The 25,355-nt window shown below is 59.3% G+C and carries 19 protein-coding genes; 16 read left to right on the top strand and 3 right to left on the bottom strand.

The genetic code is table 11. The annotated features are described in order from the left end of the window. Nucleotides 1–47: 47 nt before the first annotated feature. From AC24GY_RS12425 to AC24GY_RS12415, 3 genes are read right to left on the bottom strand one after another with little or no spacing between them, the layout of a single operon-like run. The gene (locus tag AC24GY_RS12425) at nt 48–1,043 is read right to left on the bottom strand and encodes a GDSL-type esterase/lipase family protein (RefSeq protein WP_487683256.1); all 996 of its coding nucleotides are present in this window, start codon (nt 1,041–1,043) and stop codon (nt 48–50) included. Continuing rightward, complete coding sequence (locus AC24GY_RS12420; protein WP_487683254.1) at nt 1,040–1,453, bottom strand: hypothetical protein; 414 nt, start codon at nt 1,451–1,453, stop codon at nt 1,040–1,042. The genes AC24GY_RS12425 and AC24GY_RS12420 overlap by 4 nt, the downstream gene beginning before the upstream one ends. 5 nt (nt 1,454–1,458) lie before the next feature. Next, on the bottom strand, nt 1,459–2,436 hold the full coding sequence (locus AC24GY_RS12415) for a hypothetical protein (protein WP_487683253.1): 978 nt from the start codon (nt 2,434–2,436) through the stop codon (nt 1,459–1,461). A gap of 120 nt (nt 2,437–2,556) precedes the next feature. Here AC24GY_RS12415 and AC24GY_RS12410 point away from each other — a divergent pair, with 120 nt between their 5' ends. The 16 genes from AC24GY_RS12410 (at nt 2,557) to AC24GY_RS12335 (ending at nt 25,279) form a co-directional block, all read left to right on the top strand. Further along, nucleotides 2,557–5,040, top strand: a complete 2,484-nt coding sequence (locus AC24GY_RS12410) for a PSD1 and planctomycete cytochrome C domain-containing protein (RefSeq protein ID WP_487683251.1) — start codon at nt 2,557–2,559, stop codon at nt 5,038–5,040. After that, nucleotides 5,037–6,461, top strand: a complete 1,425-nt coding sequence (locus AC24GY_RS12405) for a DUF1501 domain-containing protein (protein WP_487683249.1) — start codon at nt 5,037–5,039, stop codon at nt 6,459–6,461. Before AC24GY_RS12410 ends, AC24GY_RS12405 begins: the two co-directional genes overlap by 4 nt. Nucleotides 6,462–6,525: 64 nt before the next feature. Beyond that, nucleotides 6,526–7,554: an L-threonine 3-dehydrogenase gene (tdh, locus tag AC24GY_RS12400; RefSeq protein WP_397382014.1), complete on the top strand. Its 1,029-nt coding sequence runs from the start codon at nt 6,526–6,528 to the stop codon at nt 7,552–7,554. Between the two features lie 50 nt (nt 7,555–7,604). Then, complete coding sequence (locus AC24GY_RS12395) at nt 7,605–8,588, top strand: LysR family transcriptional regulator (RefSeq protein ID WP_487683246.1); 984 nt, start codon at nt 7,605–7,607, stop codon at nt 8,586–8,588. Between the two features lie 140 nt (nt 8,589–8,728). Further along, nucleotides 8,729–9,919 (top strand): glycine C-acetyltransferase, encoded by a 1,191-nt coding sequence (locus AC24GY_RS12390; RefSeq protein WP_487683244.1) that lies wholly within the window; start codon nt 8,729–8,731, stop codon nt 9,917–9,919. Nucleotides 9,920–9,931: 12 nt separating this feature from the next. Beyond that, a complete protein-coding gene (locus tag AC24GY_RS12385; RefSeq protein WP_487683242.1) occupies nt 9,932–13,522 on the top strand; it encodes a proline dehydrogenase family protein in 3,591 nt (1,196 codons plus the stop codon). 36 nt (nt 13,523–13,558) lie between these two features. Next, nucleotides 13,559–14,254 (top strand): basic secretory protein-like protein, encoded by a 696-nt coding sequence (locus AC24GY_RS12380; RefSeq protein ID WP_487683240.1) that lies wholly within the window; start codon nt 13,559–13,561, stop codon nt 14,252–14,254. 8 nt (nt 14,255–14,262) lie between these two features. After that, nucleotides 14,263–14,847, top strand: a complete 585-nt coding sequence (locus AC24GY_RS12375; protein WP_487683238.1) for a MarC family protein — start codon at nt 14,263–14,265, stop codon at nt 14,845–14,847. A gap of 3 nt (nt 14,848–14,850) precedes the next feature. Then, complete coding sequence (locus tag AC24GY_RS12370; RefSeq protein WP_487683236.1) at nt 14,851–15,882, top strand: alkaline phosphatase family protein; 1,032 nt, start codon at nt 14,851–14,853, stop codon at nt 15,880–15,882. Beyond that, on the top strand, nt 15,882–16,505 hold the full coding sequence (locus AC24GY_RS12365; protein ID WP_487683234.1) for a trimeric intracellular cation channel family protein: 624 nt from the start codon (nt 15,882–15,884) through the stop codon (nt 16,503–16,505). The genes AC24GY_RS12370 and AC24GY_RS12365 overlap by 1 nt, the downstream gene beginning before the upstream one ends. 30 nt (nt 16,506–16,535) lie before the next feature. Then, the gene (locus AC24GY_RS12360) at nt 16,536–17,585 is read left to right on the top strand and encodes an NHL repeat-containing protein (RefSeq protein WP_487683232.1); all 1,050 of its coding nucleotides are present in this window, start codon (nt 16,536–16,538) and stop codon (nt 17,583–17,585) included. A 36-nt stretch (nt 17,586–17,621) separates the two neighbouring features. After that, nucleotides 17,622–19,004: a DUF1501 domain-containing protein gene (locus tag AC24GY_RS12355; RefSeq protein WP_487683230.1), complete on the top strand. Its 1,383-nt coding sequence runs from the start codon at nt 17,622–17,624 to the stop codon at nt 19,002–19,004. An 11-nt stretch (nt 19,005–19,015) separates the two neighbouring features. After that, nucleotides 19,016–20,695 (top strand): SGNH/GDSL hydrolase family protein, encoded by a 1,680-nt coding sequence (locus AC24GY_RS12350; RefSeq protein ID WP_487683228.1) that lies wholly within the window; start codon nt 19,016–19,018, stop codon nt 20,693–20,695. 98 nt (nt 20,696–20,793) lie between these two features. Next, nucleotides 20,794–21,444, top strand: coding sequence for a GntR family transcriptional regulator (locus AC24GY_RS12345; RefSeq protein ID WP_422314636.1), 651 nt, complete (start codon nt 20,794–20,796; stop codon nt 21,442–21,444). Next, nucleotides 21,441–23,882 carry a PSD1 and planctomycete cytochrome C domain-containing protein gene (locus tag AC24GY_RS12340; protein WP_487683226.1) on the top strand — a complete coding sequence of 814 codons (2,442 nt, stop codon included), beginning with the start codon at nt 21,441–21,443 and terminating at the stop codon, nt 23,880–23,882. The genes AC24GY_RS12345 and AC24GY_RS12340 overlap by 4 nt, the downstream gene beginning before the upstream one ends. Further along, on the top strand, nt 23,879–25,279 hold the full coding sequence (locus tag AC24GY_RS12335; protein WP_487683224.1) for a DUF1501 domain-containing protein: 1,401 nt from the start codon (nt 23,879–23,881) through the stop codon (nt 25,277–25,279). Before AC24GY_RS12340 ends, AC24GY_RS12335 begins: the two co-directional genes overlap by 4 nt. Nucleotides 25,280–25,355: the final 76 nt, after the last annotated feature.

Below are 25,355 nucleotides of genomic sequence, written 5' to 3'. Positions count from 1 at the left end.
CGATCTTTTTGAGAAGCAGGGGACTGAGGTCCCCTGCTTTTTTGTGCCTATTTGGTCTCGCCCATCAGCTGCTTGACCGTGGGCTCAATGGCCTCTGCCCAGATGCGGTAGCCTTTTTCGTTGGGGTGGAGGAAGTCGGGCATGATGTCTTTCGTGATCAAACCTTCAGGCGTGAGGAACTTCGGGCCGATGTCGAGGAAGGTGACGTTGTGGGTGCCGTTGAGCTTGGCGATGATGCCGTTGATTTCGGCGATCTTCTCGCGCTGCGGGTTGGGCTTTTCGCCGCGAGGGAAGATACCCAGAAGGAGGATTTTGGACTGTGGCAAACGCTGATTGAACTCCAGCACGATGGACTCGATGCCGATTGCGATGTCGGATGCGGAACAGGTGCCCGTGTTGTTTGTGCCGATCATGATGACGACGAGTTTGGGTGCAATGCCGTCGATGGCACTATGCTGGAGGCGCCAGATGACGTTTTCTGTCTTGTCCCAGCCGAAGCCGAGGTTGCCGGCGTTGCGAGGTGCATAAAATTCGCCCCAGGTCTGTTGACCGCGCATGGTGTAGCTGTCGAACTGTTCACCGCCGAAGAAGTGCGTGATGGAGTCGCCAATGAAGAGGATTTGCGGCTTGGCTTTTTTAACTGCGGCACTTGTGAGTTCGTGGCGTTTGGCCCAGTCGTAGCTGGGCCAGCTACGGTCTTGGGTGGTGGCCACGACGGTGCTCGGCACGGGAACGACAAAGCTTGGCACAGGGCGAAATACTTGTTCGGTGGCTTCACTCATGGTCTTCCGATCTTTGGAAAAGGTGCGGGCTTTCACGGTGCCACCGCGGATCAGGTCGATGGGAGCGAGGTAGGGATTCGATTTCTCCGTGGGATCCGCCCCATCGAGTGTGTAGAGGATCGTGGTGTTCGGGGTTGTGGTTTCGAGGGTCACGATGCCGCTTGGGCTGCGCTTTGCGGTGGGTGGCGCGAGCTGCAGTGTGGTCTGGGCGCAGAGCTGGGTGCTGAAAACAAGCAGGGAGAGAAGCAGGTGTTTGCTCATAGAAGCGTGAGGCTAACAAGAATGCCGCGCGCTGTCCATGCGAGCGTGCGGATCCAATTGGTGAGAATGAGCCGCTGGATGAGAGGGGCATCGAAACCGCGCCCGAGCCGGGTGTGAAAGGGGGCCTGAAACACCGCCGTGGTGAGCCAGATGATGGGGATAAGGCCTGTGCTGATGATGAATAGCTGCGCCTGCCGCCCTTCATAAAGAAGCCATGCGGCGGTGGCGGCCTCCACGAACAGCAGAGGCGCGACGATGAGGCCGATGCGGAAGCAGTGGGCGAAATGGTAGTCTCGAAACTCTGCCGGGGCCACACGGCGGAACTGCGGGTAGACGAGGATCTGCACAACCCAGATCAGGCCGACTAGCATCCAGGTGACCGCGAGGTGGATTGAGAAGAGCCAAGTCATCGCGCTCAGGGCTGAATCGATCCGACGTCTGCGGCTTGATGCAGCTTCTGCATCTCGGCATCGCTCAGGGCGCGGTTGAACACTGCGAGGCCGCCGAATTTGCCGATCGTGGCCTCTCCGGTCATCGAGCCGACGGCCATGCGTGCGCCGACGGTGAAGTCGGACGGGGCGATCTTGGTTTGTGCATGCAAAGCGGGATCGTATTTGTAGATGCCGCGACCATGGTAGTAGGGGTTCATGCCGCGATCTTTGCCGTCAGGGCCTTCCTTGATGAAGTAGGGATCGTTGCGCTTGTCTTTCACGGCCTCAAGCGTGCGCACGTCGAGCACGCCGTTGATGTAGGCACGGATGTATTTCGAGTCGTAGGTGAAGGCCAGTGTGCACCACTGCTCTTCGGGAACTTCGAGCTTCGTGGCTGCATAGTCGGCGCACCAGGGGAACTTGGTGCCGTCGGCACGCATCGTCACGCCGCCTTCGCTGCTGATGTGGGGCACGAGATTGCGCGGGCCGCCATAGGTGGGCATGTTCATGAGCAGCGCGTACTGCCGTGTGCCGGTGTCATCGTTGGCGCCTTTGCCCTCGCTCCACATGCCGGCGATGGTGCGGCTCTTTTTGAGATCGACGATGCGCGCGACGGCGAAGAGTGTCACCTGCGCGTCCTTGCCTGAAATGTTTAAATCACCCGTCTCGGCATGCTTGATTTCAAAATACTGATGCCCGTTCAGATCTGCTGAGTAACCGGAGAATGGCCCGCCGGTTGCGCGTTTGATCGGACCGTTCACTTCGCTGAGCGGGTGTTTTTCCGGCGTGCCTTGCGAGGCACGTTTCTGGCCCGCCTCCTCACCAAAGGTCCAGAAGCCGACAAGGCCGGGTGTCTTTTCGATGACGGTGGCGTCGCCGGCAAAGGCTGATGTCAAGGTGATGGCGAGGGCGGGAAGAATTCGGATCAGGGAGCGCATGGAATAGAGGAGGATGGCAGGCACATCGAGGCTTGGGAAGGATGTTTTTGGACATCAAAAATAAGGTCCTGCTGCGAACCCGGCGGTCGCAGTGGGTAGAAGTGCAAAAGAGTCGCGGCTTCAGTGACGTAGTTGCCTGTGCCCATGTCTTTTCACCCTGCCGTATTTTGTCGTGTCCTTGCCCGCGCCTTGAGCAGCGGCGTATTGGCACTTCTGCCCACTGCGGTGCTGGCGGTGGACTATGAAAAGGAGATCAAGCCGCTGCTCAAGGAGCGCTGCTATGCCTGCCATGGGGCTTTGAAGCAGAAAGCAGGGCTGAGGCTGGACACCGCCACGGCCATGAGCAAGGGCGGTGACAATGGCAATATTTTATCAGGTGATCCTGGACTGCTGCTGGAGCGCGTGACGACTGCTGACAAAGATGACCGCATGCCGCCGGAGGGTGAGGGTTCCATGTTCACAGCAGAGCAGGTGGCCAAACTGCAGGCCTGGGTTTCCGCTGGTGCTCCGGCTCCCGCGCAGGAAAAGCCCGAGGATGACCCGCGTGCGCACTGGGCCTACCAGCCGCCCCATTCTTCCGGCCATTCCATGGATGCGCTGCTGGCCGCCCGCCTCGCCGCGAAAGGATTGAAGCCGCAGCCGGAGGTCGCGCCGGAGCTCTGGCTGCGCCGCGTTTATCTGGATCTCATCGGTCTGCCTCCCACGCCCGCGCAGATTCATTCCTTTTTGAAGGATACTTCGGCCCCTGCGCGATTGCGGCTGGTGGATCAGCTTCTGGCCACGCCTCAATATGGCGAGCGCTGGGCGCGTCACTTCATGGACATCTGGCGCTACTGCGACTGGTACGGTCTCGGCGCCCAGCTCCGCCACAGTCAGAAGCACCTTTGGCACTGGCGCGACTGGGTTGTGGAATCGCTCAATGCCGACAAGGGGTACGACCAGATGATTGTGCAGATGCTGGCTGCTGACGAACTTGCGCCGGAAGATCGCTCTAATCTGCGTGCCACAGGTTTCCTGGCCCGTAGCTACTTTCTCTTCAACCGCACCACCTGGCTGGATGAGACCATTGAGCATACCTGCCGCGCTTTCCTCGGTCTGACGATGCAGTGCGTGAAGTGCCACGACCACAAGTATGATCCCATCGAGCAGGCGGACTACTACCGCATGCGTGCCATCTTCGAGCCTTTGCATGTGAGGCTTGATCCTTGGGAAGGGGAATCTGATTTCGAGAAGAACGGCCTGCCGCGTGTGTTTGATCTGCATCTCGATCAGCTGACCTACCGCCATGTGCGCGGCGATGAAAAAAACGAGGACAAGTCTCGGCCTATGCCGCCAGGTGTTCCGCGCGTGCTGGAGTTTGCCTCATATGAGGCCAAGGCTGTGAAGCTGCCACCTTCCTCGTCCAGACCGGTGCTGCTGCCGTTTGTGCTGAAGGATCATCTTGCAGCGGCGGATCAGCAGCTGGCCCAGGCGCAGAAGTCTGGGGATGCAGGAGCGGTGAAGCTGGCGGGACTTCGTCTCGCCATGATTAAGGCGGTGCATGCCGCTGACCTTGCCAAGGGTGACAAACCCACTGCGCAAGTGGCGGCGCTGGCCGAGGCGCGTTATGGCGAAGCCAAGGCGGCGGATGATCTCGCCAAGGCAGAGGCCGCGCCCACGGCCAAGGATGCTGAGAAGAAGATCAAGACGGCGCGGGAGGCGCTGGAGAAAGCCAGAACGAAGGTGTCCGCGCCGGGCGACACATACACTTCGCTGACTGCGAGTTTCAAAGCGCAGGAAGGCCCCGGAGAGAATGGCAATGCCAAGGTGCAAACTTATCCCGAAACCAGCACGGGCCGCAGACTGGCGCTGGCCCAATGGATCGCCGACAAGCGTAATCCGCTCACCGCGCGGGTGCTGTTGAATCATGTGTGGGCGCGGCATTTTGGCGTTCCGTTGGTTGCAGATGTGGGCGACTTTGGCCGCCGTTCCTTAGCGCCGCTGCACCAGGATGTGCTCGACAGTCTGACGACGGGCTTCATGGAGAATGGCTGGAGCATGAAGTGGCTGCATCGCACCTTGGTGCTGTCGGATTTGTATCGGCGCAGTTCCTCCAATGCGGGTGCTGATCCCCAAACCCTTGCCGCAGATCCTGACAATCACTTTCTGTGGCGCATGAATCCGCGCCGCATGGAAAGCCAGCTCGTGCGCGATAGCCTGCTGCACCTCTCCGGCCGACTGGATCTTACTCAGGGCGGTCCGAGTCTGGACCCCGCCAAAGCGGAGACCAGTCTGCGGCGCTCATTGTATTTCATCCAGAATGCCGATGTGGAGCATCGGTTCCTGGCGGTCTTTGACAACAGCAACGTGCTGGAGTGCTACCGCCGCAATGAAAGTGTGGTGCCGCAGCAGGCGCTGGCGCTGACGAACAGCGGGCTCAGCCGTGAGTGTGCGAATGCGCTGGCTGCGTCGATGACCAAGCTCGATGCGCCCACATTTATCGATCAGGCGTTCCTTGCAATCCTGGGCCGCCTGCCGCTGGAGGCGGAGCGACAGGCCAGCCTCGAAGGATTCCATGCCTTGAACGAGGACCGCAGTTTGTTTCTCCAGGCTCTCATCAACCACAACGACTTCGTCACCCTGCGATGATACCGCGCCTTCCACCCACGCCTTTCCTGCGCCGCGACATCCTCGGTGGACTCGGCAGCATTGCCATGGCGTCCATGCTGCGAGGAGAGGAAGCATGGCTGCCGCCCGATGGTCTGCCGATGATTCCCCAGCGGGCCAAGCGTGTGATCTGGCTCTTCATGCGCGGTGGGGTGAGCCACATGGAGAGCTTTGACCCCAAGCCGATGCTCACGAAGTATGCGGGCAAGTCCATTGGCGAGACGCCTTACAAGGACGTGCAGAATCCCGAGAAGCTCAAGAAGGTGCGCGTGGTGGTGGTGAACGATGCAAACGGCCAGCAGCGCAATGTCATTTATCCGCTGCAAACGGGCTATAAGCGCTATGGGCAGTGTGGGGTGGAGATCAGCGACTGGTTTCCGAACATTGGCTCATGCGCGGACGAGATCTCCTTTATCCGCAGCATGTGGACGACGGATGACAACCACGGGGCGCAGGTGCAGTTCCACAGCGGAAGGCACATGCTGGAGCCACGGGTGCCGACGCTCGGCGCCTGGGTGACCTATGGCCTGGGCTCCATGACGGACAATCTGCCTTCCTTCATCAACATGGGGCCGCGTTTTTTTGATGTGCGGGACGGCCACTATCTTGGCCCTGCCTATGACGCGGTGAACTTGAAGGTGGACCCGAAGAATCCCCTCACCTATGCCGCGCCGGAGTTTCAGATCGGCAGGCAGCAGCAGGAAGCCCAGTTTGATCTCATCCACCGGCTCAATGGATTGAATGCGGAGCAGTATCCTGGAGACAAGACGCTAGCTGCGCGCATGAAGAGCTACCAGCTGGCCTACAACATGCAGACCGCCGTGCCGGAGACGATGAACCTCGATGCTGAGAGCGCGGAGACGAAAAAACTCTACGGCATGGATGACAAGGTGGCGGAACCGTTTGCCCGGCAGCTCATCGTGGCGCGTCGTCTCGCTGAGCGTGGCGTGCGTTTCATCCAGCTTCAGCATGGCGATGGGGCGGCGGGTGCGTGGGACTCGCATTCCGGGCTGAAGAAGAACCACTCCAGCCTCGCGCAGCAGGTGGACAAGCCCATCTCCGGTCTGCTCAAGGATCTCAAGCAGCGCGGCATGCTGGATGACACGCTCGTCGTCTTTGCCACCGAATTCGGCCGCACGCCAGGCTCCCAAGGCAGTGATGGCCGTGATCATCATCCGTATGGCTTCAGCGTGTGGATGGCCGGCGGCGGCATCAAAGGCGGCACGATCCACGGCGGCACCGATGAGCTCGGGTTCCACCCGGTGGAGCACCCGCACTACGTGACGGATGTGCATGCCACCATCCTGCATCTGCTTGGGCTGGATCCACATCGCCTGGAAATCCCCGGCCGCAAGCGGCTGGAGCGGGATTTCGGCAAGGTGATTCCGCAGATCCTGGCGTGAGGTAAAAAATATCAGTTGCCGATTTAATGGACGAGTGTCCAATATATCGACATAACCAACCACCATGAAAGCACTCGTCAAGGCACGGTCTGAACGCGGTCTCTGGCTCCAGGATGTCCCGGAGCCGCAAGTCGGCATCAATGATGTCCTCATCAAGGTCCGCAAAACGGGCATCTGCGGCACGGACCTGCACATCTACAAATGGGATGCCTGGGCGCAGAAGACGATCCCGGTACCGATGGTCGTGGGGCATGAGTTTGTGGGGGAGGTCGTTTCTGTCGGCTCGAACGTGAATGATTTCCATCCCGGCGAGATCGTCAGCGCCGAGGGGCATGTGGTGTGTGGTCGCTGCCGCAACTGCCTCGCGGGCCGGCGTCATCTTTGCAAAGACACTGTCGGCATCGGTGTGAACCGCACTGGGGCCTTTGCCGAGTTCATCAGCGTGCCGATGACCAATGTCTGGCATCACCGCGAGGGAGTGGATGAGGAAGTCGCGAGCATCTTTGACCCGTTCGGCAATGCCGTGCACACGGCGCTGGCGTTTGAATGTCTCGGCGAGGATGTGCTCATCACGGGGGCCGGTCCCATCGGCATCATGGCGATACCGGTTGTGAAACATGCGGGGGCGCGACACGTCGTCATCACGGATGTGAACGAGTACCGCCTCAACCTGGCGCGTGAGATGGGTGCGACGCGTGCGGTGAATGTCTCGACTGAGAAGATCGAGGATGTGCAGAAGCAGCTAGGCATGAAGGAGGGCTTTGATGTCGGCCTCGAAATGAGCGGGAACGCTGCCGCCTTCCGCAGCATGATCGACAACATGTGCCACGGCGGCAAGATCGCCATGCTCGGCATTCCGAGCGAGCAGATCGCCATCGACTGGAACAAGGTGATCTTTAACATGCTCACCATCCATGGCATCTATGGCCGCGAGATGTATGAGACCTGGTATCAGATGAGCGTGATGCTTGAAAGCGGTCTCAACATCAAGCCGGTCATCACTCATCGATTCCACTACACTGAATTCGAAAAGGGCTTTGCCGCCATGGAGTCCGGCAACTGTGGCAAGGTGGTGCTTGACTGGTCCGCATAGATTTACGGCTCTTGCTATCTTCTGCGATATTCGTTAGGAAAGACCTAACGATGAAAGCCAAACCTAACGCCCCTCAAAGAATCGGCACGACGGCCGACTCTCCTGCGCGCCGTTACTTCAAGGAAGTGCGCTTCAGGCAGATTCGCGCGCTGGTGGAGCTGTCGCGGCAGGGCAGCTTTGCGGCGACAGCAGCGGCCATGAATCTGGCCGTGCCATCTGTGTGGCAGCAGATTCGCGCGTTGGAGGATGAATACGGCGTGCAGTTTGTCGTGGCGGAAGGCTCCAAGGTTTCGCTCACAGACGATGGCCGTGCGTTGGTGGATCTGGCTGCGCCCTTGGTCGAATCCTTTGACGGCCTGCGGGCGATGTTTGAAGACCAGCGAAGCTCGGCCGCCCGCACGCTGACGGTGGTGGCTCCGTCTGCCATGCTCACCGGTGCGCTGCGACGGCCGATCATTCTGTACCGTCAGAATCACCCAACGGTGAAGCTCGTGCTGCTTGACCGGCCCTCCTACATGGCCAGACAGGTAATCGAGCAGGATGAAGCGGATCTGGCGATCATGGGGATGGCCACTGGTGACGAAGTGATGCCGCAGTTTCAGTATCAGGCGCTGGCGCGTTATGCCTTTTATCTCATGTGTCCGGCGAATCATGCGCTGACTCGCGCGAGGCAGCTGACACTCGCCAACATCATCAGCCAGCCCTTGGTGCTGGCACCGGAGGAAAGCAGCTCTCACCGGCAGATTCGGCAGGTGTTTGCCCAGGCAGGCCTGGCGGAACGCATGAACGTGACGGTTACAGCCACGAACCGTGCCCTGCTGATGAATTATGTGGCGATTGGGTTTGGCATTGCCATTGGCACCAGCGCGGCGAGCGTGAAGCCACCGAAACGAGGGGCTGGGGAGGCTGAGGTCGTCGTGCGTGAAGTTGCTTCGTTGTTTGGCCATGAGGAGGTCTTTCTGGTGCAGCGCAAGGGCCGGTTCGAGCCTGCGCATGTCCGGGCCTTTCGCGAACTGGTGATGAAGGCTTTTTGAAGATGAAGCAGCTCATTCGGAGAAGCCGCGTGGTCTGTGAAGGAGTTCTGAACTTTCGACTGCTGTCTAAAATGGTTTGATTACCACCGGAAAATCCATGTTGCCAAAATACAGGACATGTGTCCAGTATATCGGCAGCCATGAATCCAACCTTCTCCACGCATCTCACAACGCAGCTTGAGGCCATCCGCGCTGCGGGCACCTACAAACGGGAACGAGTGCTCTCCACACCGCAGGGCACGCTGGTACGTGCGAATGGTGGCAAGGCGGTGCTCAACATGTGCGCGAACAATTACCTCGGCCTGGCGCAGCACCCGAAGGTGCGGCAGGCGGCGCATGAGGCGCTGGAGCACTGGGGCTATGGGCTGGCCAGCGTGCGCTTCATCTGCGGCACGCAGGGAGTGCACAAAGAACTGGAGGCTTCCTTGTCAGACTTTCTCGGAACGGAGGACACGATCCTCTACGGCTCCTGCTTTGACGCCAACGGCGGGCTGTTTGAGACGATCCTCGGGCCGGAGGACGCGATCATCAGCGACGAACTCAACCATGCCTCCATCATCGACGGCGTGCGGTTGTGCAAAGCGCAGCGCTATCGCTACAAAAATTGCGACATGGCCGACTTGGAGGCGCAGTTGATCGCAGCGGATGAGAAAGGAGCACGCTTCAAGCTGATCGCCACCGACGGTGTGTTCTCGATGGACGGCTTCATCGCTCCGCTGAAAGAGATCTGTGATCTGGCGGACAAATACCATGCGCTGGTGATGGTGGATGATTCTCACGCCGTGGGTTTCATGGGCAAAACAGGCCGGGGCACGCATGAGCATTGTGATGTGATGGGGCGCATCGACATCCTGACCGGCACGCTGGGCAAAGCTCTTGGGGGTGCGAGTGGTGGCTACACCAGCGGGAGAAGAGAAATCATCGAACTGCTGCGTCAGCGTTCGCGGCCCTATCTGTTTTCGAATACGCTCTGCCCGAGCATTGCGGGTGCGTCCATCGCGGCGCTGGACCTGCTGAAGCAGTCCACGAGCCTGCGTGATCAGTTGGAAGCCAACACCCGATTCTTCCGTGAGCAGATGGTCACTGCGGGATTTCAAATTGTGGCCGGCGAGCATCCCATCGTGCCCGTGATGCTTGGCGATGCAGCATTGGCCGCGAAATTTGCGGACGCGATGCTGGAGAGGGGTGTGTACGTCATCGGCTTCAGCTATCCGGTGGTGCCGCAGGGGAAGGCGCGCATCCGCACGCAGATCAGTGCTGCGCACACGCGGGCTGATCTGGAAAATGCGGTGAAAGCCTTTGCTGCGGTGCAACAGGATCTGGGTGTCTGACGTGTCATTCTCATGAACGCGGAACTCATTGATGCTGCGGTTGATCTTGCGCGCAGGCTGCAACTGCGCGCCACCGAGCTGCAAACGCCTGCCGAGAGACGCCAGCAGGCGGAGCTGGACCGCATGCTGCAGACCGCTTCGGACAAAGCCACGCTGGTACAGCTCACGGATCAGGCGTTCCGACCCAGATCAGCCGCGCGTGTGGCGGACCAGTTCACCCACATTCTGGATGTGCAGGGGGTGCCGCGTTTTTTCAGTCCGCTGGACCGGGCGTTGCTGCGCGGGTTTCAGACGTTTGGCGGCTGGCTGCCGGGTGTCTCGGTGCCGATGGTGAAGGAGCACATGCAGCATGAGACGGCCAATGTCATACTGCCTGCGGAACCCGAAGTACTGGCGGAGCATCTGCGCCAGCGCACTGCGCAGGGCGTGCGCATGAATGTGAATTTTCTGGGTGAGGCGATCCTCAGCGAGGCGGAGGCGGAGCGCAGGCTGACGCTGTATCTCGAAGCGATGCAGCACGCTGAGACGGAGGTGTTCTCGGTGAAAATCTCCACGCTGTACTCGCAGATGTCACCGCTCGCGCGCGAGCACACAATCGCGACCCTGAGCGACCGGCTTGAGCGCCTGTATCGCAGCGCCGCACGCGCCACATTCACGCGCCGAGATGGCACGCAGGTGCCGAAGTTCATCTACCTCGACATGGAGGAGTATCGCGATCTCAGCCTCACGTGTGAGGTTTTCATGCGAACGCTGGATCGGCGCGGGCTTGAGCAGGTGAGCGCGGGCATCGTGCTGCAGGCTTATATTCCCGACTCCTGCCTCTGGCAAGAGCGGCTGCAAGCGTGGGCGCGTGAGCGTGTCGCCAAAGGCGGTGCGGGGATCACAATGCGCATTGTGAAGGGGGCGAACATGGAGATGGAACGCTTTGAAGCGGCGGTCAAAGGCTGGCCGCAGGCGCCCTTTGAAACGAAGGCCGACACGGATACGAACTACAAGCGCATGCTGCACGAAGGCTTTCGCCCCGAAAATCTGGCAGCGGTGAAGCTTGGGATCGCCTCGCATAATTTGTTCGATGTTGCCTATGCGCTCACTCTGGCACGGGCTGGCAATGCGATGGAGCGGGTGCAGTTTGAGATGCTCGAAGGCATGGCCAATCACCAGCGTCGGGCACTGTTCGAGGAGGCTCCGCATCTGCTGCTCTACGCGCCGGTGTGCCACAAGGAGCACTTCCTCAGCGCCATCGGCTATCTCATCCGGCGGCTTGATGAAAACACCGGGCCGGAGAACTTCCTGCGCCACACGTTCAAACTCGTGCCCGGCAGCGAAGACTGGCACCAACTGGAGCAGAGTTTCCGTGCTGCATTCACACGCCTTGGCACACTGAGTGCCGCACCGCGCCGCACGCAGGATCGGCGGGATTTGAAACAGGCTCATAGTTTGTCTGACACCTTCGTCAATGAGCCCGACACCGACTGGTCGTTGCCACATCATGCGGAATGGGCCCAGGGGATTGTGACCGCGTGGGAGAAGCGCTGTGTCGACGTGCCGCTTGTGATTGATGGTGTGGAGATCATCGATGCTCGCGGCACGCGCGACTGCCTCGATCCATCGCGCCCGGGGTCTGTGGTGGGTCGTTATCGGCTGGCCAATGGCGGGGATATTGTGCAGGCGGTGGAATGTGCTGCGCAGGACGATGACGGCTGGCGTGCTTTGTCTCCACAGCAACGGCAGGCAACCATGCGGCAGGTCGCAAGCGAGTTGCGCCGGGCACGTGCAGATTTGATGGGCGCGGCGCTGGCAAACTGCGGCAAGACACTGGCCGAATCCGATCCTGAAGTGAGCGAGGCGGTCGATTTTGTCGAGTTCTACGCGGGCAGTGCGCGCACGTTTTTTGAGCTGCCGAATGTCACTGCATCCGGCAAAGGGGTGGTGGTCGTTGTATCACCCTGGAATTTTCCGATCGCGATTCCATGCGGCGGCATTGCTGCAGCTTTGGCAGCGGGGAATACGGTTGTCTTGAAACCAGCGTCTGATGCTGTGCTGCCTGCGTGGGAACTGTGCCAGTGTTTCTGGCGCGGTGGGGTGTCGAAAAAGACGCTGCAGTTCGTGCCATGTTCTGGTGGCAATGAAGGAGCGCAGCTGGTGCAGCATCCGTTGGTGAATGCGGTCATCCTGACTGGCGGAACGGAAACCGCACTGGCCATGCTGCGGGCCAAGCCTGAGCTGCCCTTGAGCGCCGAAACCGGCGGCAAGAACGCCACCATCGTCACGGCCATAGCGGACCGGGATCTTGCGATTAAAAATGTGCTGCATTCGGCCTTCAGTCACGCGGGGCAGAAATGCTCCGCCACATCTCTGCTGCTGCTGGAGTCCGAGGTCTATGATGACCCCGAGTTCAAACGTTCGCTGGTTGAAGCGGCAGAGAGCCTCATTGTCGGTTCTGCATGGGATCTGCCGACCAAGATGGGGCCGCTGATCCGGTCGCCGTCGGGGGACCTTCAAAATGCATTGCTCACGCTCGAAGACGGGGAATTCTGGGCGCTGATGCCGTGCAAGCTGGATGGCAACGACTGTCTCTGGTCTCCCGGCATCAAATGGGGCGTGCAACCGGGCAGCTATACCCATATGACGGAGTTCTTCGGCCCTGTGCTTGGCGTGATGCGCTTCGAGAAACTGTACGAGGCCATTGCTTTGGTGAATCAAACGAGGTTCGGCCTGACCAGTGGTCTGGAGAGTCTCGATGATCGCGAACAGGCCGAATGGAAGGCGGGCATTCTTGCGGGCAATCTTTACATCAACCGCGGTACCACTGGCGCGATCGTTTTAAGGCAGCCCTTCGGCGGCATGGGCAAAAGTGCCTTTGGTCCCGGTCTCAAGGCTGGCGGGCCAAACTATGTTTCGCAGTTCATGAGATTTCAGGAAGTGCCTGCACGGCCGGGCGATGAACCTTTGAGAAATCCTGCGCTGGAGCACCTGGCTTTGAACATCGTGAATGAGTCCTGCGGTGTGCCGGAAGAGCAGTATTGGCGCACCCTGAAGGCCATGGAGAGCTGTGACCAATGGTGGAGCGCTGAGTTTGGCCGGGAGCATGATCACTTTCGTCTGATCGGTCAGGACAACGTGCGGCGTTATCTGCCGCTGCGTGCGGTGCATGTCCGTGTGAGCTGTGAGGACAGTTTCTTCGAAATCTTTACGCGTGTGGCCGCGACGAGAGTGACGGGTGCTAGAACGATTGTCAGCACACCGCATAGTCTGGATACGCGCGAACTGAGTCTTTTGGAGAAACTGACCCATGACTGGGCTGGCCTGATTGAATTTGTCGATGAAAGCGACGAGGAGTTCGCGGAGGCGATTGGCGGCGGCCATGTGTGCCGCGTGCGTTATGCTGCGGCTGGGCGTGTGCCTGAAATCGTCCGCCGTGCTGCGGCTGAGGCGTGTGTATTCATCGCCGATGCGCCGGTGCTGGCCGAGGGCCGGGTGGAGCTTTTGTGGTATGTGCAGGAGCAGAGTGTGAGCTTTGATTATCATCGCTATGGAAACCTGGGCACACGCTCGGGTGAGGATCGTGCACCGCTGGTTGCGCCGGGAGGAAATGCGGACTGAATGTCGCCGTTGGCCAAAGTCGTTTAAATGAACACTATGACATCCCGTATCCATTTTCTTCTACTGCTGTGGTGCGGCGGTTTTCTTATCACCATGGCGTTTGATTCAGGCCTGCATGCGGAGCCTCGAAGCATTGTCAGAATCGGCGCCAAAGATGCCAGTGCTTTGGTGGATGCGAACGATGCACCCGATTTGAAGGAGTGGGGAAACAAGGCGGGGACGTTGTGTGTTGAGTGGTTTCCAAAGATTGCCGCATTGCTGCCCAGCGCTGGTTTTGCTGCTCCGAAAGAGGTCACGCTCTATTTTGATCCTAAGATGAAGGGAGTGGCACATGCTTTTGGCGGGAAGATCACGATCTCCGCTGCCTTTGTGAGAGCGCATCCTGATGACTTTGGCATCGTCGTGCATGAGCTGACTCATGTTGTGCAGTCCTATCCACCCGGAGGTCCGGGCTGGCTGGTGGAAGGCATTGCTGATTATATCCGCATCGTTCATTTTGAGCCGAAGGCTCCGCGCCCGAAGCTTGATCCCTCCAAGGCGAGCTACAAGGATGCCTACAAGACTGCGGCGATGTTTCTGGAATGGATTGAACTTCATCATACCGCAGGTGTGATGGTGAAAATGAATGCCGCACTTCGAGCAGGCTCGTATAAAAATGAGTTGTGGAACAGCTTAACCGGCAAAACGGTGGATGAGCTTTGGGCTCTCTTTATGAAATCGCTGCAGCCTTGATTTTGACCATGGACACGCTTTCCGCCACGTTGCTGCTGATCACGATCATGGACCCGCTTGGGAATGTGGCGACGTTTGTGTCCGGCCTGCGTCCGGTGCCGCCGGAACGGCGGCTGCGGGTGATCGCGCGAGAACTCGTCATCGCCTTGGTGATTCTGGTCGTGTTTCTCTTTCTCGGGCCCTGGCTGCTCAGCCTGCTGCATTTGAAGCAGGAGGCTTTGTTCATCAGCGGTGGCATCGTGCTCTTTCTCATCGCCTTGAAGATGATTTTTCCGCCGTCGCGGCGTGATGCAGACGAATCGATCATCGAGCCGTTTATCGTGCCGCTAGCCACGCCGATGATCGCGGGGCCGTCCGTGCTGGCGACGCTGCTGGTGCTCGTCAGCACGCAACCGGAACAGATCTGGCGCTGGTTTGCCGCCCTGCTGATCGCCTGGGGTGTTACAGCGGCGGTATTGCTCTGCGCGCCGGCGATTGCCCGCGTGCTCAAAGAGAAAGGCTCGATGGCGGTTGAGCGTTTGATGGGCATGCTCCTTGTCATGGTGGCCGTGCAGATGCTGCTCAACGGGATTGAACATTACATGAAGCACTGAACTATGACATCCATCGTGAAACCTGCTGCAGCCCTCGTTTTGTTTTGCCTTGGCTTCGCATGCCAGCTTTGCGCGCATGGACCCGGAAAGGACAGTGATTTTAAAGGTAAACGGGTGCTGTTCATCGGCGTTGACGGTTGTCGGGCGGATGCACTGGCTGCGGCCATGGAGCGTGGTCTTGCGCCGCAGTTGAAGAAGCTGTGCGAAAGTGAGCAGGGGTTGTTCACTCGAAAATTCTATGCGGGTGGGGAGATGGGCCCCCCCACCCACCAGCCTACCATCAGCGGGCCGGGATGGAGCAGCCTGCTCACCGGCGTGTGGATGGACCGGCATGGCGTGAAGGACAACCGTTTCATTGGGGGGCGCTTTCAAAGCTATTCGCATTTCATGCGGCATATCAAAGAAGTGCAGCCAAAGGCCTTCTGTGCGTCCTTCGCTGACTGGCCGCCCATTCATGATTTTATCGCAGATGGTTCACGCATCGGCGAGACGGAGTTCCTGGATGTGAAGTTCACCTGTGTGCCCGATGCCGCACATCACTTCGTGGACAATCCCGAAAAGGACATTGAGGTGCGTGATGCGGCGCTCAAAACGCTGCGTCAAAGCAATCCAGACGTGATGTTTGTCTATTTTGGCCAGGTCGATGAATTTGGGCATGGGGCGGTTGATTCGCGTGCCAGCTTTTCACCGGACAGCGCCCTCTATTTGAATGCCATCAGCCATGTGGATTCACACATCGGCGAACTGTTGTGTGCGATGCGTGCGCGGCCAAAGTTCAATGATGAGAGCTGGCTGGTGCTCGTCACGACAGATCATGGAGGACGCGGCAACAAGCATGGCGGCGACAGTGATGAGGAGCGCAAGATCTGGCTAGCTGCACACGGCGACTGCCTGCCGAGAGAAAAGCTGCTGAATGAGGAGACGCCGCAAACAGCACTGGTGCCCATGATCTACCAGCATCTGGGCATTCAGCCCAAACTGGAATGGAATCCTGAGCCGCCGACGGTGGAAAAGTCTGAACCTCAAGACAAGTGATGCCCCCCTGGATCGAATACTTTGCCGTCGCTGTGTGCGCCATTTCGGGTGTGCTTGCGGCTGAGGGCAAGCGAATGGATCTGTTTGGTGTGATGGTTCTGGCGCTGGTGACAGCGGTAGGTGGCGGCACGATTCGTGATCTGTGTCTGGGTGCCCAGCCGGTGTTTTGGATCAAGCAGCCGCTGCATGTGTGGACGGCGCTCGGCGCGGCGGTAACGACTTTTGTCATTGTGCGGTTTACGCACCTGCCAAAAAGGCTGCTCGCGATTGCGGATGCGTTTGGGTTGGCGCTGTTTGGCATCGCAGGCACAGAGAAGGCGCTGGCCTTTGGCACGCCGGGCGTGGTGGCGGTGCTGCTCGGGGTGGTCACTGGAGTGGCGGGTGGTATCATGCGTGATGTGCTGAGAAGCGAGGTGCCGTGGGTGTTTCAGGCGGAGGTCGACTTGTATGCCACGGCAGTTTCAGTGGGTGCACTGGTCTTTGTGCTTCTTCGGCACTGGTATCCAGCCTCGGAAAGTGACCGCTACATTGGCATGGCGGTTATACTGACACTGCGGCTCGCGGCGATGCGCTGGAAACTGCGTTTGCCGACGTTTTGGACGCGAACTCAGGATTCTAGATAGTTGGGACGTTAGTTTGGTGTTTCAGAAGGCATGAACCGCCGCCATTTCATTGCCACGACCGCCGCCACTGCTCTTGCCGCCCCGTTTGTGCGGGCGCAGAGCAAGACCTCGCTTCAGGGAGCCATCATCGGTCATGGGGAGCATCGGTATCGGGTCGATCTGGAGTGGTGCAAGGCGAAGCGGGAGGTGCATCCGGTCAAAAACTGCCATGAGATGGTCATGGATGCGCAGAAACGGCTGATCATGATCACCGACGAGGCGAAGAACAACATTCTGATCTTCGACAAGGAGGGCAAGGTGCTCGATGCGTGGACGCTGAAGCTGCGCGGCGGCCACGGCCTGAGTCTGGAAGTGCGGGACGGCAAAGAACACCTGCTGCTGTGCGATCCGGGTGGCGGACGCGTGGTGAAAACTACGCTCACCGGTGAGGTCGTGCTGGAATTGCCGCATGCGAAGGACTGCGGCGCGTATGATGCCGTGACGAAGTACGCACCCACGGAGGCGGTGGCGGGCCCGAACGGCGACATCTATGTGGCAGATGGCTACGGCTCGCAGTTCATCCTGCAGTTTGACGCCATGGGAAAATTCATCCGCAAATTCGGCGGCAATAGCACGCAGGCGATGAATGCAGGAAAATTCATGCAAGCGCATGGAGTTACAATCGATACACGCGGACCCGTGCCGCTGGTGCTATGCACGGAACGCATCCGCAACGAGTTCCACTGGTATCAGCTTGACGGTACGTATTCGCATTCCGTGTATCTGCCAGGAGCCTTCATGAGCCGGCCGGTCATTGCAGGTGATCTGCTGCTTTCCGGTGTGTGCTTTGGAATGAAGCCCAATGATTACCGCATGTGGCGTGAGCGCGGCTTCATCATCATCCTCGACAAGAACAACCGCGTCATCTCCGCTCCGGGCGGCCAGCAGCCGAAATATGAGGGCAATCAGGTCGGCCTCCTGCTGCAGGACCAGCCGGTCTTCCGCAATGTGCATGATGTGTGTGTGGATGACGCCGGTAACCTTTACAGCTGCCAGTGGAATGCGGACCAAGTGTATCCATACAAGCTGCACCGGGTGTGATAGAGCCACGTTGGCTGGGCGTAGTTGATGACGTCCATGCAGCCACTTCTTTCAACCACTGCTTTCAATCGCCGCGAATGGCTGCGCGTGGGTGGGCTGGGTTGTTTGGGGTTGTCGCTGCCATCCGTGCTGAATGCGAGGGCTCCCAGCAAGGACGCGTCATTTGGCCGGGCGAAGAGCTGCATCATTCTGTTTCTCAGCGGCGGACCGCCGCAGCATGAGACGTTTGATCCGAAGCCGGATGCACCGCTGGAGATTCGAGGTGATTTCAAATCCATCCCAACCTCGGTGCCGGGAATTCATTTCTCCGAGACGTTGCCGCGTACGGCGAAGCTGATGCAGCACCTCGCGGTGATCCGCTCGATGACCACGGGCATCAACGCGCATTCGACCAGCGGCTGCTTCATGCTCACGGGCTATGCGCCGGCGTCAAAAGCTGAGAGCGTGCCGCCGAGTGCTAATGACTGGCCGAGCATCGCGTCCGTTGTTGGCGCGTTGAAACCGAGCGGACGGTCGCCGCTTTCTTCGGTTGTTTTGCCGGAACGTCTCGAAAACAATGGCAACGTCGTGTGGCCCGGCCAGAACGGCGGATTTATGGGGGCGCCGTGGCATCCGCAGCTCATCAAGTGCAATCCCAGTGCCGAGCGTCTGCGCATCGAAGGCATGAGTTTGACCGAGGGGATGACGGATTTGCGTTTTTCCGAGCGCGGCAGCCTGCTGCGGCAGCTGGACGTGCAATTCCGCCGCTCGCTGGCGAATCCGCTCATGGAGGAGACTGATGCGATGCAGCAGCGCGCTTTTGATTTGATTCACTCGGAGGCCAGTCGTGCGGCGCTGGAAATCGAGCGCGAGCCGGTGGCGATGCGGGACCGCTACGGCAGACATAGATTTGGCCAGAGCGTGCTGCTGGCGCGTCGTCTTGTGGAGGCCGGAGTGCGGCTGGTGCAGGTAAACTGGCCGCGCGAACCCGGCGATGAAAAAGAAGGCAGCCCGCTGTGGGACACGCATCAGCGCAACGGTCCGCGTGTCCGCGAGGTTTTGTGTCCGCAGTTTGACATCGCTTACTCCACGCTCATCCAAGATCTGCATTCGCGTGGTTTGCTGGATGAGACACTCGTCGTCGTCATGGGCGAGTTTGGTCGCTCGCCCGTCATCAACAAAAGCGGCGGGCGCGATCACTGGGGCAATGTGTTCTCCGTCGCCATGGCCGGTGCGGGCATCGCCGGTGGTCAAATCATCGGCGCGAGCGACAAGATTGGGGGTTCTCCATCGGATCGGCCCGTGCGTCCGCCGGAACTTGCCGCGACGATTTTTCACCTGCTAGGCATTCATCCAAATCACGAATTCATGGACGCGGTGCAGCGCCCGCGCACTGTGACCGACGGCGGTGTGCCGTTGCGCGAACTCGTCGGCGTCTAATTTTCATTCTCATGCGTCATCTCATCCTCTCCCTCCTCCTTACCATCACCGCAGCGGCTGCGGAACTTCCCAAAGAACAGCGCATCGTCTTTCTCGGCGACAGCATCACTCAGGGAGGGGGCTACATCGAGTTCATTGATGCGGCCTTGATCGCGCAGCATCCGGAGGTGACGAAGGAGATCATCCCACTGGGCCTCAGCAGTGAAACGGTGAGCGGCCTGAGCGAAGATGGCCATGCCGGTGGCAAGTTTCCGCGTCCGGATTTGCACGAGCGCCTTGAGCGTGCTCTGGAAAAAGCGAAGCCGGAACTTGTCTTTGCCTGCTACGGCATGAACGACGGCATTTACCTGCCTCTGGGCGTGGTGCGGACCAAGGCTTTTCAGGATGGCATGAAGAAGCTGCATGAAAAAGTTGCCGCCACCGGCGCGCGCATCGTGCATCTCACCCCGCCGGTGTTTGATCCGGTGCCGATCAAGCAGCGTGTGGTTCCTGGCGACCAAGTGAAGCCGGGCCAGTTTTACCAGGGCTACAATGAAGTGCTCGACTTCTACTCCGACTGGCTGCTCGACATGCGCCAGAAGGGCTGGGAGGTGCTGGACATTCACGGTCCGATGAACGCCGCCATTGCTGAAAAGCGGAAAACGGATCCCGAGTTCACCTTTTCCAAAGACGGTGTGCATCCCGGACCGGAAGGCCATCTGCTGATGGCCCGCGCCGTGCTTGATGTCTGGGGTCTCAAGGTGAAGCCGGATGGTACGCCCGATCATCCCAATGGTGCGGCCATTCTTGCCCTGGTGAAAAAGAAGCACGCCATCCTGCGTCCGGCATGGTTGAGCTATGTGGGACACAAGCGTCCTGGGAATCCTCCAGGGCTGCCGATTGAGGAAGCCAAGGCGAAGGCCGCTGAACTGGATGCCGAGGCCCACAAGTTGGCCTCTTCAAAAGAGATCGTTTTTCCCAATCAAACCGGTGAATGGAACGGCTACGCGAAACATGAGCTCACCATTGCTGGCAAATCCGTGACCGTTGTTGTGCCGAAAACCGTCGCCGCTGGCCGCCCATGGGTCTGGCATGGCGAGTTCTTTGGCCACAAACCCGCGCCGGACATCGCGCTGCTGGGCAAAGGCTTTCACATCGTCTATATGAAAATCAACGACATGCTGGGCTGTCCTGACGCTGTGAAGTTGTGGAACCAGTGTTACACCGAACTCACCAATAATTATGGGTTGAGCACCAAGCCCTCCCTTGTCGGTCTCAGCCGCGGAGGTTTATACTGCTACAACTGGGCCATCGCGAACCCCGACAAAGTCTCCTGCATTTACGCCGACGCGCCCGTGTGTGATTTCAAAAGCTGGCCTGGCGGCAAGGGCAAAGGCAAAGGCGATGCGAAGAACTGGGCGCTGGTGCCCAAGCTCTGGGGCTTCAAAGACGAGGCTGAGGCACTCGCCTACAAAGGCAATCCCGTGGACAATTTGGCTCCGCTGGCCAAAAACCATGTGCCCCTCCTCCATGTTTTTGGCGATGCCGACGATGTGGTGCCTTGGGACGAAAACACCGGTTTGATCGAAACACGCTACAAGGAGCTCGGCGGCAGCATCACGCTGATTCGCAAGCCCGGTGTGGGCCATCATCCGCATGGGCTGGACGACTCGACGCCGATCATTGAGTTCATCGCGAAGAACGCCAGGTGACGCTGACGCGCCTGCCCGGCAGCACCGGGCTGACTGCAAAGAAAATCATCACGTAAGAAAGATGGAATCATTCGGGCCGTATTGAAACGGTATACCGAATGAACCTCGCACCAAATCCTGCCTTTCGCTCCGATTCTGCCGCCTCGCTGCTGCGGGCAGAAATTTTGAATGGCACCTCCGCGCCGGGGGCGCTGCTGGCTGAATCTGCCGTGGCCAAACGGCTTGGAGTCAGCCGTGTGCCAGTGCGCGAGGCCCTGTTTGCGCTTGAGCGGGAGGGCCTCGTCGAATTCAGCCCCACGGGGCGGGCGTTTGTGAAAGCGCTGACGCCGCAAGATTTCGAGGAGTTGTATGTGCTGCGGCTTGCGCTGGAGCCTCTGGCCTCCCGTCTGGCGGCTCCGGCTCTTAAGGTGAACATTTCGAAGCTCGAAAAAAATCTGGTCGCCACCCGCCGTGCCCGGTCCGTGCAGGAGGTGACTTTGCTGGACCTGGAGTTTCATCAGGTCATTCTCGAAGCCTCTGGCAACGCCCGTTTGCTGAAGCTGTGGCGCTCGCTGCGCGGCGAGCTGGAGCTGTGGCTGGGGCGTTTGCACCGCAGCCATCAGCTTCAAACCAAGGAGACTCTCAAAGAGACCGTGGATGCGCATCAGTCCATCATTGAGAGCTTTCGTTCGCAGAACCCGGCCACCTGCGAGCGCCTGATGCGCGAGCACATCCTCGGCTGGCGTGAATGGCTGCCTCTTTCCTCATGAACCGTGTCTTCCAGAGTTTTGGCATCGTCATGCTCACGCTGGCCCCGGCACAGGCGGGAGATGGCATGGCGTTTTTCGAATCGAAGGTGCTCCCGCTGCTGCAAAGCCGCTGCTATGAATGTCATTCGCATGAGAAGAAAATCAAAGGCGGGCTGGCGCTCGACTTGAAATCTGGCTGGCAGACCGGCGGCGACAGCGGCCCTGCCATCGTGCCGGGAGATCTGGCCAAAAGTCATGTTATCGCGGCGGTGCGCTACGCCGATCCCGAAATGGAGATGCCGCCAAAGGGCAAGCTGTCGGCGAGTGAGATTGAGATCTTTGAGCAATGGGTGGCCATGGGCGCGCCCGATTCACGCGTGAAACAGACCGCCGCGAAAGCCGCGCGAGTGATTGACATCAGGGAAGGGAAGAAATTCTGGGCCTTCCGGCCTGTGCATGATGAGCAAGCTCCCGCCGTGAAGCAGACGGGCTGGCCGTTGGATCCTGTGGATCGTTTTGTTCTGGCCAAACTCGAGGCCAATGGCCTCTCTCCCGCGCCGGATGCGGACGCTTACACCTGGCTGCGCAGGGTCTCACTGGATCTCACAGGCCTGCCTCCAACTCCGGAAGATCTTGCCCGCTTTGACGGCTCTCCCGCCTCCCGTGCTGCTGCCGTGGATCGCCTGCTACAATCCAGCGCCTTCGGCGAACGCTGGGCGCGCCACTGGTTGGATCTCACGGGTTATGCGGACCAGATCGGCACCTCGAACAACGTTTTTGCCGAGCATGCCTGGCGCTACCGTGATTACGTCATCGACGCTTTCAATTCGGACAAACCCTTCGACCGCTTCATTCGGGAACAAATCGCCGGAGACCTGCTGCCTGCATCTTCTCCTCAGGAACAGGCTGCGAACATCACCGCGACTGGCTTCCTGGTGCTGGGCGACGTCGAAATCGTCGCCGTGGACAAGCTCAAGATGGAGCATGATCTCGTTGATCAGCAGGTCAGCAAAATCGGCACTGCGTTTCTCGGCCTGACGCTTGGCTGCGTGCGGTGCCACGATCACAAATTTGATCCCATTGCCCAGACTGACTACTACGCCATCGCCGGCATGTTCCGCAGCACTGATGCCACTTACAAGACTGACAACGGCGTCTGGAGCAGTGTCCACAAAACCGAACTGCCAGAGACGGCGGAGCAAAAGGCCGGGCGCGAACTGTTGCTCGCCTCGAACGAGGAAAAAATCCGCCAGTGGGAAACTGAGCGTGACAATGCTAACAAGGAAAAGGCGGCTCTGGAGTCGCAGCTTGCCAGTGCCACGAAGGAGACGAAGCCGGGGCTTGAAAAGAAGCGTGATGAACTCGCCGCGCGCATCAAGGTGATCAATGGCCAGATTGAGCACGCGAAGTTTTTTGCCCCCTTTGCGCCGAAAGCCTTCGCCGTGCATGATCGTGAAAAGACCGCCGACATGCGTGTCACCATTCGTGGCAATCCCTACGCGCTCGGAGATTCAGTGAAGCGTGGCGCGCTTCGCGTCGCATCGTGGGCCGAATTTCCGCCTATTCCTGAGGGGCAAAGCGGCAGAGTGCAGCTTGCTGACTGGATTGCTGATTCACGCAATCCGCTCACCGCACGTGTCACCGTGAACCGCATCTGGCAAAAGCTCTTTGGTGAAGGTCTCGTGCGCAGTGTCGATTACTTCGGTGCACGTGGCGAGACACCCACGCATCCTGAGTTGCTCGATTACCTCGCCTCTCGCTTCATGCAAAACGGATGGTCGCAAAAGCAGCTCATTCGTGAACTCGTCCTCAGTCGTGCCTATCGTATGAGCAGTGCACACAATGCCATCGCCGAAGCCAAAGACCCTGACAACCGCCTGCTGTGGCGCATGAACCGCCAGCGTCTGGATGCCGAGGCGATCCGGGACTCCATGCTCGCCATCAGTGGCAAGCTCACGCCATCAAGCGGCGGTCCAGCCCTGCCGCTGGAGTTCCCTGAAAACGTCAACAGTCTCAGTCCGAAGGCGGTGAATCCACCCGCCTTTGCCTTCAAGAAGATGCGCCCTGTGCAGGACTTTGAGCGAACGATCTATCTTCCGGTCATTCGCACGGCCACCCAGCCCGGCTCCGCGAAGCTGCGCGATGTGTTCGACTTTACTCAGCCCGCGCAGATCGCCGGCAAACGCGCCGAGACCGCCGTGCCCACGCAAGCGCTCTTCCTGCTCAACAGCGACACCGTCCGCGCTCGTGCCAACGAGGTGGCCAAACAGCTCACCGACTCAGAGGCCAACTCCGGTGCGCGCCTTGAAGCCCTCTGGCTCCGCATTCTCAGCCGCCCGATCACCAGCGTTGAACGTGAGGATGCGGTGAAGTTTCTCGAAACCATGCCCGCCGATAAAGCATGGACCGAACTGAGCCATGCTCTGCTGTCTTCCAACGAATTTTTGCTCCGCCTATGAACTCCGCCACCATCTCCCGCCGCTCCTGGCTCCAGCGCACAGCCACCGGCTTCGGAGCGCTCGCTTTGCACGACTTGGTTCAGGCCGCGCAGAGTCCGCTGGCAGTGAAGACTCCACGCTTTCCGGCCAAGGCAAAGCGGGTGATATTCCTTTTCATGTCCGGCGGGCCGTCGCAGCCGGATTTGTTTGATCCAAAGGATTACATCCGGCGCATGCATGGCCAGAAGATCACGGCGCCGGTCAACACCAATGAACTTCGGGTAGGCACGGACAAGTTTCTCGCCCTTGCCACGCATGGCGAAGTCAGGCCGCGTGGACAATCCGGCATGATGATCTCCGATCTGCTGCCACACACGGCAAGCATCGCGGATGTGATCTGCCTGCTGCGTGCGGTTCATGCAGACAACAACCAGCATCAGCCCGCCGCGCTGCAGTTTCACACCGGCGTCACGGCGGATGTGCGTCCCTCCATCGGCTCATGGATCAGCTACGGTCTCGGTGCGGAAAATCAAAACCTGCCTAGCTTTATCAGCATCCATCCCGACAGCGACACACGCCTCTACGGCTCGTCGTTTTTGCCCGCCGCGCACCAGGGCACCAAGGTGATCATTCCCTCCAGCGACAAACAGTCCCCCATCGACTACCTCGCCGATATCTCCGGCGATGCGAAGGCTCAGCGTGCACGCATCGACTTCACGCAGCGCATGAACAAACGCCTGCTCGACCGGGCTGGAATCGACGCGCGCATGGAGGGCATGATTGAGAGCATGGAGACCGCCTTTCGCATGCAGATGACGGCACCCGAACTCGTGGATCTTTCGAACGAGTCCGAGGCAACGAAGCAGCTCTACGGCATTGGTGGCAAGGAGACCGACAAGAACGCCCGAGCCTGCCTGCTGGCGCGCAAAATGAGCGAAGCGGGCGTGCGCTTTGTGCAGGTCACGATGGGAGGCTGGGATCATCATGGCGACATTCGCAATGCGCTGCCGAAAAGCTGTGCCGCCAGTGACCAGCCCTGCGCTGCGCTGATCAAAGATCTCAAATCACGGGGTCTGCTGGAAGACACGCTCGTCATCTGGAGCGGTGAGTTTGGCCGCACGCCCTGGAGTCAGGACCTCAGCGGTACTTCGCCCATCGAAAAACACGGTCGTGAACATCAGCCGGAAAGCTTCTGCACGTGGATGGCCGGTGGCGGCATCAAACCCGGTTTCACCTTCGGTGAGACGGATGACTTTGGCTTCCGCCCCGTTTCCGGGAAGGTGCATCTGCATGATTTGCACGCCACGATCTTGAATCAGCTCGGGCTCGATCATGAGCAACTGACGTGGCGGCATCTTGGCCGCGATTTCCGGCTCACGGATGTGTATGGCAATGTTGTGAAGGAGATTTTGGCATGAGGTATTTCTATTCAATCCGAGTCATCGCATCATGCATGGTTCTTCGCAGTTTTGCATTTGGTGCAGACGACTTTCA

It is taken from the genome of Prosthecobacter sp. Pr1 (assembly GCF_057652315.1).
This window is presented reverse-complemented; position numbering and strand designations above follow the sequence as displayed.

What these genes read in the sequence shown, in the direction of transcription:
- AC24GY_RS12385 (WP_487683242.1), top strand. Translation starts at nt 9,932, where the DNA reads ATGAACGCGGAACTCATTGATGCTGCGGTTGATCTTGCGCGCAGGCTG.
- AC24GY_RS12395 (WP_487683246.1), top strand. Translation starts at nt 7,605, where the DNA reads ATGAAAGCCAAACCTAACGCCCCTCAAAGAATCGGCACGACGGCCGAC.
- AC24GY_RS12410 (WP_487683251.1), top strand. Translation starts at nt 2,557, where the DNA reads ATGTCTTTTCACCCTGCCGTATTTTGTCGTGTCCTTGCCCGCGCCTTG.
- AC24GY_RS12375 (WP_487683238.1), top strand. Translation starts at nt 14,263, where the DNA reads ATGGACACGCTTTCCGCCACGTTGCTGCTGATCACGATCATGGACCCG.
- AC24GY_RS12360 (WP_487683232.1), top strand. Translation starts at nt 16,536, where the DNA reads ATGAACCGCCGCCATTTCATTGCCACGACCGCCGCCACTGCTCTTGCC.
- AC24GY_RS12420 (WP_487683254.1), bottom strand. Translation starts at nt 1,453, where the DNA reads ATGACTTGGCTCTTCTCAATCCACCTCGCGGTCACCTGGATGCTAGTC.
- AC24GY_RS12405 (WP_487683249.1), top strand. Translation starts at nt 5,037, where the DNA reads ATGATACCGCGCCTTCCACCCACGCCTTTCCTGCGCCGCGACATCCTC.
- AC24GY_RS12365 (WP_487683234.1), top strand. Translation starts at nt 15,882, where the DNA reads ATGCCCCCCTGGATCGAATACTTTGCCGTCGCTGTGTGCGCCATTTCG.
- AC24GY_RS12345 (WP_422314636.1), top strand. Translation starts at nt 20,794, where the DNA reads ATGAACCTCGCACCAAATCCTGCCTTTCGCTCCGATTCTGCCGCCTCG.
- AC24GY_RS12355 (WP_487683230.1), top strand. Translation starts at nt 17,622, where the DNA reads ATGCAGCCACTTCTTTCAACCACTGCTTTCAATCGCCGCGAATGGCTG.
- tdh (WP_397382014.1), top strand. Translation starts at nt 6,526, where the DNA reads ATGAAAGCACTCGTCAAGGCACGGTCTGAACGCGGTCTCTGGCTCCAG.
- AC24GY_RS12425 (WP_487683256.1), bottom strand. Translation starts at nt 1,043, where the DNA reads ATGAGCAAACACCTGCTTCTCTCCCTGCTTGTTTTCAGCACCCAGCTC.
- AC24GY_RS12390 (WP_487683244.1), top strand. Translation starts at nt 8,729, where the DNA reads ATGAATCCAACCTTCTCCACGCATCTCACAACGCAGCTTGAGGCCATC.
- AC24GY_RS12380 (WP_487683240.1), top strand. Translation starts at nt 13,559, where the DNA reads ATGACATCCCGTATCCATTTTCTTCTACTGCTGTGGTGCGGCGGTTTT.
- AC24GY_RS12340 (WP_487683226.1), top strand. Translation starts at nt 21,441, where the DNA reads ATGAACCGTGTCTTCCAGAGTTTTGGCATCGTCATGCTCACGCTGGCC.
- AC24GY_RS12350 (WP_487683228.1), top strand. Translation starts at nt 19,016, where the DNA reads ATGCGTCATCTCATCCTCTCCCTCCTCCTTACCATCACCGCAGCGGCT.
- AC24GY_RS12370 (WP_487683236.1), top strand. Translation starts at nt 14,851, where the DNA reads ATGACATCCATCGTGAAACCTGCTGCAGCCCTCGTTTTGTTTTGCCTT.
- AC24GY_RS12335 (WP_487683224.1), top strand. Translation starts at nt 23,879, where the DNA reads ATGAACTCCGCCACCATCTCCCGCCGCTCCTGGCTCCAGCGCACAGCC.